The sequence below is a fragment of the Corynebacterium tuberculostearicum genome (assembly GCF_016894265.1).
GTDB lineage: Bacteria > Actinomycetota > Actinomycetes > Mycobacteriales > Mycobacteriaceae > Corynebacterium > Corynebacterium tuberculostearicum_D.
In genome coordinates, this window is sequence record NZ_CP069791.1 from 1,653,610 (window position 1) to 1,667,453 (window position 13,844).

The window sequence follows — 13,844 nt, forward strand, 5'->3', positions numbered from 1 at the left end:
AATTACTCGACTCTTTGAGGAGAAATACAGTGACTATCCGCGTAGGTATCAATGGCTTTGGCCGCATCGGCCGTAACTTTTTCCGTGCAGTCGCTCAGGGTGACAACGACCTCGAAGTTGTTGCAGTAAACGACCTGACCGACAACGGTACGCTGGCTAACCTGCTGAAGTACGACTCCGTACTGGGCCGCTTTGATGGCGAAATCACTCACGACGATGAGTCCATTACGGTTAACGGTCACCGCATCGTGGTAACCGCTGAGAAGGACCCGAAGCAGCTGAAGTGGGGCGAGTACAATGTAGACCTCGTCATCGAGTCCACCGGCCGCTTCACCAACGGCAACGACGCCAAGGCTCACCTCGAAGCTGGCGCCAAGAAGGTCATCATCTCCGCTCCGGGCAAGGAAGTAGACGCAACCTTCGTCTATGGCGTCAACTCTGACACCTACGATCCCGCAAACCACAACGTCATCTCCGCAGCATCCTGCACCACCAACTGCTTGGCACCGATGGCAAAGGTTCTCAATGACAAGTTCGGCATTGAAAAGGGCCTGATGACCACCGTTCACGCTTACACCGGTGACCAGCGCATTCAGGACGCTCCGCACAAGGATCCGCGCCGCGCCCGCGCCGCTGCAGTAAACATGGTGCCTACCTCCACTGGTGCTGCTAAGGCCGTATCCCTGGTTCTGCCTGAGCTGGACGGCAAGCTGGATGGTTACGCAATGCGCGTTCCGGTTATCACCGGCTCCGCTACCGACCTGACCTTCACCGCTTCCCGCGACGTAACCGCCGAGGAAATCAACGCTGCCCTGAAGGAAGCCGCTGAGGGCGACCTCAAGGACACCCTCGCATACACCGAGGATCCGCTGGTTTCCACCGACATTGTAACCTCCCCGCACGGCTGCATCTTCGACTCCGGCATGACCAAGGTCTCCAACGGCAACCTGGTCAAGGTTCTGGGCTGGTACGACAACGAGTGGGGCTACACCTCCCAGCTCGTTCGCCTGACCAACCTGGTGGCAGACAAGCTCTAAACTAGAGCTCTAGCAATGAGGAACCGGCCCGATGCAAGCCTTAACGGCGCTGCGTCGCGGCCGGTATTCTTATGTCTATAGCCTTTTAACCCGTCCGAATTAATTAAGGAGTAAATAATGGCTTTCCAGACACTTGACGATCTTCTCAAGGAGGGCGTCGAATCCCGCCACGTTCTCGTCCGCTCTGACTTCAATGTTCCACTCGATGAAGAGGGAAACATTACCGATCCCGGACGTATCAACGCTTCTCTTCCGACCATCAAGGCACTGGTTGAGGGCGGCGCAAAGGTTATCCTTTCCGCACACCTGGGTCGTCCAAAGGGTGAGGTAAACCCTAAGTTCTCTTTGGCTCCAGTAGCTGAAGCGCTGTCTGAAGCGCTTGACCAGTACGTTGCCCTAGCCGGCGACGTCACCGGAGAAGACGCTCATGAGCGTGCCAACGGCCTCAACGATGGCGACGTGATGTTGGTAGAAAACGTCCGCTTCGACCCCCGTGAGACCTCCAAGGACGAGGCTGAGCGCGGCCAGTTCGCTGACGAGCTCGTTGCTCTGGCGGCCGATAATGGCGCTTTCGTCTCCGATGGCTTTGGCGTTGTCCACCGTGCGCAGGCATCGGTGTATGACGTCGCTAAGCGCCTGCCGGCTTACGCAGGCAAGCTCGTAGAAAAGGAACTGTCGGTTCTGTCCACCGTAGCTAAGGAGCCGGAGCACCCGTACGTGGTTGTCCTCGGCGGCGCCAAGGTTTCGGACAAGCTCGGCGTGATTGAAGCACTGGCCGGCAAGGCAGACAAGGTCATCATTGGTGGCGGCATGTGCTACACCCTGCTGGCTGCCAAGGGCTACAACGTGCAAGAGTCCCTCCTGCAGGAAGATCAGATCGAAAACTGCAAGGATCTGCTCGAGCGCTTTGGTGACAAGCTGGTGCTTCCGGTTGATCTGATTGCTGCAAGCAAGTTCGCGGCGGATGCAGAGACCCAGGTGGTCGAGCTCGATAGCATCCCTGAGAGCTGGATGTCCCTGGATATTGGGCCAAAGTCCGTGGAAAAGTTCGCGGAGTTTCTTGCTTCCTCTAAGACCGTCTTCTGGAATGGCCCGATGGGCGTATTCGAAATGGAGGCCTTCTCCAAGGGCACCGCTGGTGTAGCGCAGGCTATTATCGACGCCACCGCAAACAACGGTTCCTTCTCCGTCGTCGGTGGCGGCGACTCCGCTGCCTCCGTGCGCATGCTGGGCTTGGACGAGGACGGCTTCAGCCACATCTCCACCGGTGGCGGCGCCTCCCTCGAGTACCTTGAGGGCAAGGAGCTTCCGGGCGTATCTGTCCTGGAAGCCTAAAACTGCCTGATCAACTTGCCAGAAAGAGAGGAAAAATTCATGGCACGCACCCCACTTATTGCAGGTAACTGGAAAATGAACCTCGACCACGTCGAGGCCATCGGCTCCGTTCAGAAGTTCGCCTTCTCCCTGCCAAAGGACTACTACGAAAAGGTCGACGTGGCCTACATGGTCCCGTTTACTGATATCCGCACTGTCCAAACGTTGGTAGAAGGCGACAAGCTACAGGTCACCTACGGTGCGCAGGACATCTCTAAGCACGAGTCCGGCGCATTCACTGGTGAAGTATCTGGCAAGATGCTGGCCAAACTCGGCTGCAGCTGGGTGGTCGTGGGCCACTCGGAGCGCCGTCAGTACCACGGCGAGACCGATAAGCTTGTTGCAGAAAAGGCAGCCGCAGCATTGGACAATGGCATCAGCCCCATCGTGTGCGTGGGCGAGCCGCTGGCTGTACGCGAGGCCGGTACCCACGTGGACTACGTGGTTAACCAGACCCGCAATTCTTTGGCTGGCCTGAGCGCAGACCAGCTTGCCAAGACTGTTATCGCCTACGAGCCAGTTTGGGCGATTGGCACCGGCAAGGTTGCCTCCGCAGACGATGCCCAGGAAGTCTGCGCCGCTATCCGTGAGCTCGTAAAGGAGCTCGCAGGCGAGGAGGTTGCTGCAGGTATCCGCATTCTCTACGGTGGTTCCGTCAAGGTTGATTCCGTTGCAGAGATTGTCAGCAAGCCTGACGTCGACGGCGGCCTCATTGGTGGCGCTTCCTTGGTCGGCGAGGAGTTTGCCAAGTTGGCTGCCAACGCAGCTAATGCCCTGAGCTAACAGGAGTTATCACCTATCACAGGTTCGCGCTAAGGCGCGGGTTGGAATGGTTCCTGCCCGCGCCATCGTGTACAGTGGGCTGGTGTGATTGCTTTGCTGTACGCGAAGCCTAAAAGTACGACTCCGCGCTAGCGGGTGGCGAGAGTTACCCGCAGGGCGCACGTTAGAAATAAGGATTATCCTCATGGTCTTGGCACTGGAAATCATCTTGGTCATCGCAGCTATTTTGATGTCCATCTTCGTGCTGCTGCACAAGGGCAAAGGTGGTGGCCTGTCCAGCCTCTTCGGCGGTGGCGTGCAGTCGAACCTGTCCGGCTCGACCGTCGTGGAAAAGAACCTGGACCGTTACACCGTGGTAATGGTAATTATCTGGCTTGCGTGCATCGTAGGCCTCAACCTCATCCAGGCATTCGCTTAAGCTACCAGCTGGAATAGCGAAAGCGCCGGTATCGGCTTCCAACCTCTTGGTTCCCTGTGGGAACTGGCGGTGGGGAAGCGGTACCGGCGCTTTTTGCGTGGCACCGAGCCACAAGTTCAGCTCGGCTGCGCGCTAGGCGGCCGTACCTAGAGCTCGGATGCGGCGTCATCGGCAAGGAAGAGGATGGTTTCTTCCTTGCCGTGCGCGCCTGCAGCCGGCCATTCTTCGGGCTCAGCGCCTTCAACGACGTGCTTGGCAGCTTCCGCCTTGGCCTCGCCGGCAACGAGGAGCCAAATACGAGCAGACTTGTTTACCGCGGGAAGAGTAAGGGTGATGCGCTCGCTCGGCGGCTTGGGGGAGTCGTGAACGGGAACAGCTAGCTCTTCTTGTTCTCGAACCGCCTCAGAATGGGGGAACAAGGAATTGATATGGCCCTCTTCGCCCATTCCCAGCAGATGCAGGTCGAATCCGTTCGGGGCGAATTCCTTTAGCTCTGGCTCATACGCACTCGCTGCGGCTTCCATGGACACCGCACCCAGATCAAAACCGTGGATATTCTGGTCCGGAATATCTACGTGGTTGAGCAGGGCACTGCGTGCTTGACCCTCATTAGAATCTGCGTCAGAGACGGGCACATTACGCTCGTCGCCGAAAAAGACGTGAACGCGCGACCAATCGATGCGCTGGGCTGGAAAGTCCTCGCCTTGCTGCTGTGCCGCGAAATCCAAACGGGCCAGCTCGTGAAGAACGCCAATTCCAGCGCCGCCGCCGGTTAGGACAACTCGCGCGACCCCATCGTGGTGGAGCCCGCCACCGGCGGCTTGGATACGCGCTACGGTATCCACGAATTTCAGCGCGGCCTGGGAGATAAGGTCATCCACATCGCTTACGCGGTGAAGAGTTACCATGAGGTATCGCTATCCTTTGCAAAGAATCAGAGTTAAGCCGTTTTACTGCTTACTGTAGTCTACTTGGGCTAGCGCACGGAGCGCTTGCGCATAAGTCTTATCGGCATCCAGATGGCGCAATTCTTCAGAGAGAACCTCAGCTTGGGAGCGCTTGCTAAGGCTCACCAGGGAATCCGGGGAACCTGGAACGCACACACGCACCGTGCGCTCGTCGACGACATCTACGTCGACGTGGCTCGTTTCCCGGTTAAACCGCAAGTGGGTCACTGGGAAGTGCGGCTCCTGAGAGTCGGTCACTGTGCGGTGGACGGGGACTGCCAGACGATCGAGGAGCCATCCGGCCGCGAAGTCTGGAGCTGGGTGGCCCGCAGGGCCCGCTACCTCGACGGACTGCACCGGCTCGTGAGGATGGCGGTCCAATGCGGAGGCCACGACGCCGCGCCACAAAGTGATGGCGGCCCAGGACATATCGGAATCGCCCGGCGTGTAACCGGCGGATAAGGTGCGCAGATCTTCGCCAGTGACGCGTCCGTCATGGGCAACGTTGGTGATGCGGCGTTGAGCCAGTTTGCCCACAGAGCTGGCAGCTGGATCGGGCGGGCACAGAGTAGGCCACCAGGCGACCAAGGGGGTATCGGGAAGCAGCAGTGGAGTAACGACTGCCTCGTCCTGGTTTGCCAAAGCGCCGTGCAACTTCATGATAACCATCTCAGAAGCACCCGCTTCACCACCCACGCGCAGCTGCGCGTCAAGGTGGGTATCTGCCTGCGGGTCGCCCGTCACGACGACCAGAACGCGCGACGGGTGCTCGTGGGAGGCATCGCGCACGGAGGCCAGAATGTTTTCCAGATCATCGTCCTCGCGGGCAGCCACGATTAGGGTGAGTACTCGGCCGGTAGTAAGGGTGTAATGCTCCTGGGCCTCTACTAGCTTTTTGGAGATTTCACGCGTAGTGGTGTTGGGCAATGGAATAATCATTGTCTGCGTCCCTCCTATGGGCGGCGCCAGGAGTGGCCCCGGCGGCGCAACATTCTATCGGCGGATTCCGGGCCCCACGTGCCAGCACGGTATTCCTCCGGCTGGCCTGCTTCGGCCCAGTAATCGATGATGGGATCCAAAATCGACCAGGAAAGTTCCACCTCTTCGTTAGTGGGGAAGAGCGAGGACTCATCGAGGAGGGCATCCAAAATCAGTCGCTCGTATGCTTCCGGAGATTCCTCGGTAAAGGCCTCAGCATAAGCAAAGTCCATATTGACGTCGCGGACCTCCATGGTGGAGCCGGGCACCTTGGAACCAAAGCGCATGGTGACACCTTCATCCGGCTGTACGCGGATGACGACGGCGTTTCGGCCCAGCGCATCGGTCTGGCCGTCGACGAATGGTTGATTTGGCGCTGCCTTGAATACCAGCGCAATCTCGGTCACGCGGCGGCCCAAGCGCTTGCCCGTGCGCAGGTAGAAAGGCACTCCTCCCCAGCGGCGGGAGTTCACTTCCAAGGTGCAGGCTGCATAGGTCTCCGTCGTGGACTCCGGATCGAAGCCTTCTTCTTCGCGCAGGCCCTTGACAAACTCGGAGCCTTGCCAGCCGGCGGAGTACTGGCCGCGAGCAGTCGTCTTATTGAGTGGGTGCACAGCGTGGGTAGCGCGCAGCACCTTGACCTTTTCTGCCTGCAGGGCCTCGGGCTCGAAGGAGGAGGGTTCTTCCATTGCAACTAGAGCCAAAAGCTGCAGCAGGTGGTTCTGGATGACGTCTCGAGCCGCACCGATGCCGTCATAGTATCCGGCACGGCCGCCCAAGCCAATATCTTCGGCCATGGTGATTTGGACGTGATCGATGTAGTGAGCGTTCCACATGGGCTCAAAAATTTGATTGGCAAAGCGCAAAGCCATGATGTTTTGCACCGTCTCCTTGCCCAAATAATGGTCAATGCGGAACACCGCGGACTCAGGGAAGACGGCGTTGACAATCTCATTGAGCTTGCGGGCAGACTCTTGATCGTGGCCGAAAGGCTTCTCAATGATTACTCGGCGCCACGAGTCCTCGACGGAGTTGGCCATACCCACCCGCTCCAGCTGGTGGCAGATATTGGAGAAGAATTCCGGTGGAACCGAAAGGTAGTATGCCCAGTTGCTGCCGGTACCGCGCTCGCGATCTAGCTCGCCCAAACGCGCCGAGAGGCGATCGAATCCAGCATCGTCGAAAGAGCCTTGTACAAATTCGATGCCCTGAGATAGATGCTGCCAGACATCTTCATTGAACTCGGTACGTGAGCCAGCGATGACGGCTGAGCGAACGTAGTCACAGAATGCGACCTTGTCCCAGTCACGGCGACCATAACCCACAAGGGTAAAGCCAGCGGGGAGGAGACCACGGCTTGCTAGGTCGTAGATTGCGGGCAGTAGCTTTTTATATGCTAGGTCACCGGTAACGCCGAAGATGACCATGCCCGCGGGTCCTGCGATTCGCGGCAATCGCTTGTCGCTGGCATTGCGCAAGGGGTTGACCCAAGCGGCTGAGTCGGTCACGAAGAATCCTTCCTGAGTCTATGGGCTTTAAGCTCGCTAATATTCTAGCGGCAGAATGCCCCGCCGAATTCTCGGCGGGGCACAAGTCACACGGCTAGTTTACGCGAGTCGCTCCTCAATGGAAGCAAGCAGTTCCTCCCACGCGGCGACAAACTTATCTACGCCCTCGCGCTCCAGCACTGCAAAGACATCATCGAAATCAATGCCGACCTCTTCTAGCTGGGCAAAGACGCCTTCTGCAGCCTCGCGGCTATCAGACAGGGCATCGCCGTGAAGGTTGCCCTCAGAGAGAACCGCATCGATGGTCTTTTCCGGCATGGTGTTTACCGTGTGCGGGCCAGCCAGCTCCGATACGTACAAGGTGGCTGGGTACTCCGGATTCTTTACGCCGGTAGAAGCCCACAGTGGACGCTGGAGGTGGGCGCCTTCGGGCAAGTCGGCGTCGTCAAGCAAGGCGTCCTGGAAGAGGGCATAGGCGCGCTGCGCATTGGCGACGCCCGCCTTGCCCCGCAGTGCCAGAGCAATCTCGCTGCCAATGGCTTCCAAGCGCTTATCTACTTCGGTATCCAAACGGGAAACAAAGAAGGAAGCCACGGAGTGAATGGTAGAGACGTCCTTGCCTGCTTCGGCGGCACGCTTGAGGCCAGTACGGAAAGCCTCAGTGACATCGCGGTAGCGATCCACGGAGAAAATAAGAGTGACGTTGACGCTGATTCCCTCTGCTAGGGCATCTTCGATGGCTGGGAGGGATGCGGTGGTGGCCGGAATCTTGATCATGACATTGGGACGATCAACCTTGGACCAGAGCTCACGCGCCTGTTCAAGGGTGGCGTTAGCGTCATCAGAAATGCGCGGGTCGACCTCGATGGACACGCGGCCATCTGCGCCGTTGGTAGAGGAGTAGATATCTGCAAAGAGGTCGCAGGCATTCTTGACGTCCTCAATAGCCAATGCGTACACCGCCTCATCCGCGGAAGCCTTGGCTTCCTTCAACGTGGAAAGCTCGGCGTCGTAGGCGGTGCCGTTGGTCATCGCTGCGGCGAAAATAGCCGGGTTGGTGGTAACTCCCACGATGGACTTCGTGGAAATTATCTCCTCGAGATTGCCCGATACTAGGCGCTCGCGAGAAAGGTCATCGAGCCAGGTTGAGGTTCCCAGCTGGGCAAGTTCGGAAATGTGGTTCATGATTACTCCTTATCCAGTCCTGGAGGTTTACTTCTTCGCGGCGGCGAGCGATTCCTGCGCCGCTTCAACAACCGCTGCGGTGGTGAAGCCAAAGTTCTCAAAGAGCTCGCCCGCAGGAGCGGAGGCGCCGTAGTGCTCGATGGAGATGGTCCGGCCGAAGGAACCGGTGTATTTGTGCCACGGCATAGCGATGCCGGCTTCGATGGACACGCGGGCCTGCACTTCGCTAGGCAGCACGGACTCGCGGTATGCGTCATCCTGCTCATCAAACCACTCGAGGCACGGTGCGGAGACAACGCGGGTGGCTGTTCCGGCGGCCTCCAGTTCCTTAGCGGCGGCGACGGCAAGCTGCACCTCAGAGCCGGTAGCGAGGAGGATTACGTCTGGCGTTTCCTTGGATGCTTCCACCAGAACATAAGCGCCGCGGCGCACGCCATCATGTGCCTTTTCCTTGGTGCCTTCCAGTACCGGCAGTCCCTGGCGGCTCAGTGCCAGGCCCTTTGGTGCGGCCTTGTACTCGAGCGCTGCGGCCCAAGCCTGAGCGGTTTCGTTGGCATCGGCCGGGCGAATAACGGACAGGTTCGGGATAGCGCGAAGGGCGGAAAGGGTCTCTACCGGCTGGTGGGTTGGGCCGTCCTCGCCCAGGCCGATGGAGTCGTGGGTCCAGACATAGTAGGTATCGGTAGACATCAACGAGCCCAGGCGGACAGCGGGGTACTGGTACTCGGAGAAAATAAGGAAGGTGCCGCCGTAAACGCGGGTATTGCCGTGCAGAGCAATACCGTTCATGATCGCAGACATCGCGTGCTCGCGAATGCCGAAGTGCAGGTTGCGGCCATACGGCTGAGCCGACCACATGTCGGTGGTAATGGCTGCGGGGCCGAAGGAGTCCGCGCCCTTAATCACGGTGTTATTGGAGCCGGCAAGGTCAGCAGAGCCACCCCACATCTCAGGAAGGGAAGCGGCCAATGCTTGGATGGTGGCCTCAGAAGCCTTGCGGGTGGCCAAGGACTCGCCCGGTTCCCAAACCGGCAATTCAGCGTCGAAATCTTGCGGCAGTTCGCGCGCGTGCATGCGGTCAAAGAGTGCCTTGTTCTCCGGATTAGCCGCAGCCCACTTGTCGAACTTCTTCTGCCATGCGGAGTGCTTCTCTGCGCCGCGTTCGCGCAGCTTGCGGGTGTGTGCGATGACCTCGTCGTCGATGTGGAAGCTGCGCTCGGGATCGAAGCCCAAGACCTCCTTGGTGGCAGCCACCTCGTCATCGCCCAGCGCAGCGCCATGAACTCCGCCGGTGTTCATCTTATTCGGGGCCGGGTAGCCGATAACGGTCTTCACGCGGATGAAGGACGGGCGCTCGGTCTCTGCCTGAGCTGCCTTGACCGCCTCCTCAATGGCTACGACGTCTTCGCCGGATTCGACCGTTTGGACGTGCCAGCCGTAGGCCTCGTAGCGGGCTACTACGTCTTCGTTGAAGGCAATATTCGTATCGTCCTCAATAGAAATGCGATTATCATCCCAGAAGACAATCAAGTTGCCCAGCTTTTGCGTACCCGCCAGGGAAGAAGCCTCAGCGGTAACGCCCTCCTGGAGGTCACCATCGGAAGCGATGGTGTAGACGTAGTGGTCGAAGGGAGACTCGCCGGCCGGCGCCTTAGGATCGAAAAGGCCGCGCTCCTTCCGTGCCGCCATGGCCATGCCCACGGAGGAAGCCAAGCCTTGGCCAAGGGGTCCGGTGGTGATTTCCACGCCATCGGTGTGGTGTACCTCAGGGTGGCCGGGCGTGCGCGATCCCCAAGTGCGCAGCTGCTTGAGGTCGTCCATTTCCAAGCCAAAGCCGCCCAGGTAGAGCTGGATGTACTGGGTGAGGGAAGAGTGACCAACGGAAAGAACGAAGCGGTCGCGGCCGGCCCAGTGCACATCGGCGGGATCATGGTTAATGACGCGCTGATACAAGGTGTAGGCGAGGGGAGCTAGGGACATTGCCGTGCCTGGGTGGCCGGAACCGCATTTTTGTACAGCATCTGCGGCTAGTACTCGCACGGTGTCGACGGCGCGGGTGTCAAACTCCGACCAATCCTCCGGGTTACGGCGCTCGACCATAGTTTGGAGTTCTGGGGACAACTTATCTTTCGACACTGGAAAGCCTCGCTTACGTCTAGGCAAAAAGTACTTAACTTTATTCAGTCTAGTAATTTTTTAACCGGCGGTGCGCAATTATAGAAAGCTAGGCATAAACGGTATGCTGGCATGGCTAAGTGGAGTGCGCGTCGGCGCTAGAGCGCGCACTGAATCTAGCGGCCATAGGCCTGTTGTCTTTCACCCCCTGCGCCGAAAACTGTGAGTGAGAGAACTGGAACTTTTTCACGGGCATGTGCGACCGCTAGGGGTGACCGCGCGCAGTTAGTGCGCGGGGCACAGTTCACCAACGTTCAGATAGTGGAGGAATCCCTTGGAGACCATCAAGGCCTATTTTGCGCTAACGAAACCGAGGATCATTGAGCTCCTCCTCGTGGCCGCAATCCCGGCGATGCTCCAAGCGCAACGCGGTGTGGAGGCCGTTTCAGACAATATCTGGCTTATCGTGTCGACCATTTTCGGCGGTTGGATGGGCGCTGCCGCTGCCCACACGTTTAATAACGTCGTGGACTACGAGCTGGATCAAAAAATGCAGCGCACGAGGGCCCGCCCGCTGGTAAGGGCCAAGATTACTAAGCGAAACGCGGCAATTTTCGCCTGGGTAATGCTCATCATCTCCGTCCTATGGTTGGGCGTACTTGCTCATTCCTGGTTGGCGGCCTTCTTCGTGGTTTTGACGAATTTCTTCTACGTCTTCGTCTACACCAAGTTTTTGAAGATGCGCAATGCCCAAAATATAGTCTGGGGCGGCTTGGCCGGCTGCATGCCGGCGATGGTCGGCTGGGCGGTTATCCGGGATAACGCTCCTGCTGGAGAGCCTGACCGCTGGTGGCAGGCAATCGTGCTCTTCCTCATCATCTTCTTCTGGACTCCGCCACACACGTGGGCGCTGGCCATGAAGTACAAGGAAGACTACCGCAAGGCCGGCGTGCCGATGCTGCCCGTAGTGGCTGATGAGAAGGAAGTCACTCGACAGATCGTGTGGTATACCGTGGGCACGGTTATCGTGACCCTACTTATCGTCCCCGCTGCATCGTGGATTTACTTGGTCGCAGCTCTTGCCTCCGGCGCGGTATTCCTGTGGATGGCTATACGCCTGCACAAGGGAGTCAAGAACGGCGCCAAGGTTAAGCCGATGCGCCTGTTCATTTACTCCAATAACTATCTGTCGGTGCTCTTTATCGGGTTGTCCATCGATGCAGTATTGGGTTGGGAGCCATTAGGTAGGATGCTCGGCTGGTCGGCCACGTTATTCTAACTGCGCCCAGATACCCAAGGATAGAGCGAAAGCGCGGGAAAAGCACAGCTGCTTTTCCCGCGCTTTCGGCGTTTGTGGGTGGGTTTAGGCTTTATCGCCAGCTTGGACGCGCAGCACGATGGAACCGGTAGTCTTGCGCTCCTGGAGGTCGCGGTGCGCCGCAGCGGCATCTTCCAGTGGATAAGATGCCGTGACGTTGAAGCTCAGATCGCCGTCGATAACAGCTTGGACGACCGCCTGGGCACGCATTTGGAACTCGCCTTCTTGGGCTGTCCATGCGCCGATGGAAGGCCGAGTGAGGAAGATAGACCCATGCTTGTTTAGCAGCTGCGGGTCGATAGGCTCAACTGGGCCAGAGGCGGCGCCGAAGAGCGCGACGGTGCCACGGGGGCGTACTGCTTCGAGTGACTCGTGGAAGGTAGCCTTGCCGACGCCGTCGTAAACCACGTCAACACCCCTATCACCGTTGTAGCGACGGACCTGCTCGGCGAGTCCATCGCCATAGCGAAATACCTTATCCGCACCGGCTGCGTAGGAGAGTTCTTCCTTTTCGTCCGTGGAGACCACCGTATAGACGGTAGCGCCGAGCGACGATGCCATTTGGGTGAGGATCTGGCCGACACCGCCGGCGCCGGCGGTAATCAGGCAGGAAGCGCCTTCACCCAGTTGATATACGCCATGCGCCAAGTAGTGTGCGGTAATGCCTTGCAGCAACATGGAAGCAGCGACTTCTGGTTGGAAATCATCTGGGACCGCCACTAGTCCCTCGCGTGGGACGCAGACCTGTTCGGCGTAGGAGCCAAAAGCCTGGTTCCAGGCCACCATTGTGCCCTCGGCAATTTCCCCCTTGGGGTCGTGGACAACGCGCCCGGTGCCTTCGAATCCGGGAATGAACGGGGTGGCCGCGTTATAGATGCCCTCACGATAATAGGTATCGATGTAGTTGACGCCAGCCATGATGACATCCACCAAAACTTCGTTGTCATTAGGGGTGGGGGCGGGAACTTCGGTATAGCGAAGTACTTCTGGTCCGCCGGTTTCTGTGACCTGAATTGCGTGCATATAGCCAGGCTAGCGCAAAAAGCCGACCGAGTGCAGTACCTCGGCCGGCCGTGAGCGTTATGGGTTAAGCAGTCGCTTGCTCTTGTTCAAGAGAGGTTTGGCGCGCCGCGTACTTCTCATCGCCGCTGGGAGAGCCGGTGATGAGATCCGCGGTGCCGTCGGTGCGGCGTACACCGTGTGCCCATAGCAGGGCGGTATACGCGGTGACGAAGGAGGAGAGGCCAATATGGAAGGGGACAGTCCAGCGCGGAATGCTCATGTAGAACTGGTAAACGCCTACTGCCCACTGAATGAGGATGCATACAACGAGGACCCAGCCAGCCTTCTTAGCGTCTTGAGGTGCGCGGTTCTTGTAAAGCAGGAAGACGGTAATAACCGTAAGCGTCAGGTAGACGTACATGCACATGGCGTGGGTGACGGCCATGGCTTCGGTATCTACCTGCAGGCGGCCTTCCATTCCCACCCCGGAATCGCCAGAGTGAACGCCCGAACCGGTAACCATCGTGCCAGTGATGAGCACAATGCTCAGGGCAACGGTAGCGACCGCTGCAAGGAGGCGAATCGCTTGAGGGAAGCGAGCGCGCGGCGTCCCGTCATCGGGTTCCAGAATACGGGAATAAAGCATTGCCGCCAGCCATACCAAGAGCATGGAAGGCAGGAAGTGCAGAGCCACGGACCACCAGCGAAGGTCCAGATGGACAGAAATGCCGCCAATGACCGCCTGCAGGACGATGCCGGCGACGTTGAGCCATGCGTACACCTTGAGCTCTGCGCGGCGACGCGCCATACGCATAGCAATGACAGCGGCGACTGCCGCTGCGGATACGACGAAAGTAAGCAGGCGGTTACCAAACTCGATGGCCTGGTGGAGAGCAGGCGCAGCGCCTTCCATAGGGACAAGGGAGCCTGGTTGGCATTCCGGCCAGGTGGGACAGCCCAATCCCGAGCCGGTCACGCGGACAATGGAACCAGACACGGTGATGCCACCCTGGCACAAGAGGAGGATGAGCGCGATGAGGCGCTGCTGTTGCAGTGTAGGGGCGGCTTCCTTAAAGAAGCGCTTGATCTTCGTCCAGTAATTCACGCATTGCATCCTACTAGTCGGGAGTTTTTGGGCATAAAAATTCCTCTCGTTTCGAAAGGAACCGGACAAAAGTC

At 58.6% G+C, this 13,844-nt stretch carries 12 protein-coding genes; 5 read left to right on the top strand and 7 right to left on the bottom strand.

The features are described 5' to 3' along the window. Positions 1 to 29: 29 nt before the first annotated feature. The 4 genes from gap (at position 30) to secG (ending at position 3,612) form a co-directional block, all read left to right on the top strand. Positions 30 to 1,037 carry a type I glyceraldehyde-3-phosphate dehydrogenase gene (gene gap / locus I6J28_RS07925; RefSeq protein WP_204608974.1) on the top strand — a complete coding sequence of 336 codons (1,008 nt, stop codon included), beginning with the start codon at positions 30 to 32 and terminating at the stop codon, positions 1,035 to 1,037. Between the two features lie 117 nt (positions 1,038 to 1,154). Further along, positions 1,155 to 2,372: a phosphoglycerate kinase gene (locus tag I6J28_RS07930; protein ID WP_204608976.1), complete on the top strand. Its 1,218-nt coding sequence runs from the start codon at positions 1,155 to 1,157 to the stop codon at positions 2,370 to 2,372. A 39-nt stretch (positions 2,373 to 2,411) separates the two neighbouring features. Then, the gene (tpiA, locus tag I6J28_RS07935) at positions 2,412 to 3,194 is read left to right on the top strand and encodes a triose-phosphate isomerase (RefSeq protein ID WP_204608978.1); all 783 of its coding nucleotides are present in this window, start codon (positions 2,412 to 2,414) and stop codon (positions 3,192 to 3,194) included. A 184-nt stretch (positions 3,195 to 3,378) separates the two neighbouring features. After that, positions 3,379 to 3,612, top strand: coding sequence for a preprotein translocase subunit SecG (gene secG, locus I6J28_RS07940; RefSeq protein ID WP_005324856.1), 234 nt, complete (start codon positions 3,379 to 3,381; stop codon positions 3,610 to 3,612). Between the two features lie 146 nt (positions 3,613 to 3,758). Here secG and pgl read toward each other — a convergent pair whose 3' ends face one another. The 5 genes from pgl to tkt all read right to left on the bottom strand — a co-directional run bounded on the left by pgl (position 3,759) and on the right by tkt (position 10,330). Continuing rightward, the gene (gene pgl, locus I6J28_RS07945; protein WP_204608980.1) at positions 3,759 to 4,520 is read right to left on the bottom strand and encodes a 6-phosphogluconolactonase; all 762 of its coding nucleotides are present in this window, start codon (positions 4,518 to 4,520) and stop codon (positions 3,759 to 3,761) included. 42 nt (positions 4,521 to 4,562) lie between these two features. Then, positions 4,563 to 5,498 (bottom strand): glucose-6-phosphate dehydrogenase assembly protein OpcA, encoded by a 936-nt coding sequence (locus tag I6J28_RS07950; protein WP_204608982.1) that lies wholly within the window; start codon positions 5,496 to 5,498, stop codon positions 4,563 to 4,565. Between the two features lie 14 nt (positions 5,499 to 5,512). Next, positions 5,513 to 7,045: a glucose-6-phosphate dehydrogenase gene (gene zwf, locus I6J28_RS07955; RefSeq protein ID WP_005328410.1), complete on the bottom strand. Its 1,533-nt coding sequence runs from the start codon at positions 7,043 to 7,045 to the stop codon at positions 5,513 to 5,515. 99 nt (positions 7,046 to 7,144) lie between these two features. Next, positions 7,145 to 8,230: a transaldolase gene (gene tal, locus I6J28_RS07960; RefSeq protein WP_204608984.1), complete on the bottom strand. Its 1,086-nt coding sequence runs from the start codon at positions 8,228 to 8,230 to the stop codon at positions 7,145 to 7,147. A 27-nt stretch (positions 8,231 to 8,257) separates the two neighbouring features. Continuing rightward, positions 8,258 to 10,330 carry a transketolase gene (gene tkt / locus I6J28_RS07965; protein WP_204611435.1) on the bottom strand — a complete coding sequence of 691 codons (2,073 nt, stop codon included), beginning with the start codon at positions 10,328 to 10,330 and terminating at the stop codon, positions 8,258 to 8,260. A 349-nt stretch (positions 10,331 to 10,679) separates the two neighbouring features. Here tkt and I6J28_RS07970 point away from each other — a divergent pair, with 349 nt between their 5' ends. Then, positions 10,680 to 11,624, top strand: a complete 945-nt coding sequence (locus tag I6J28_RS07970) for a heme o synthase (RefSeq protein ID WP_204608987.1) — start codon at positions 10,680 to 10,682, stop codon at positions 11,622 to 11,624. Positions 11,625 to 11,708: 84 nt separating this feature from the next. Here the strand turns inward: I6J28_RS07970 and I6J28_RS07975 are convergent, their stop codons facing one another. Then, positions 11,709 to 12,686, bottom strand: coding sequence for a quinone oxidoreductase family protein (locus I6J28_RS07975; RefSeq protein ID WP_204608989.1), 978 nt, complete (start codon positions 12,684 to 12,686; stop codon positions 11,709 to 11,711). A 64-nt stretch (positions 12,687 to 12,750) separates the two neighbouring features. After that, the gene (locus tag I6J28_RS07980; RefSeq protein ID WP_204608992.1) at positions 12,751 to 13,779 is read right to left on the bottom strand and encodes a COX15/CtaA family protein; all 1,029 of its coding nucleotides are present in this window, start codon (positions 13,777 to 13,779) and stop codon (positions 12,751 to 12,753) included. Positions 13,780 to 13,844 lie beyond the last annotated feature (65 nt).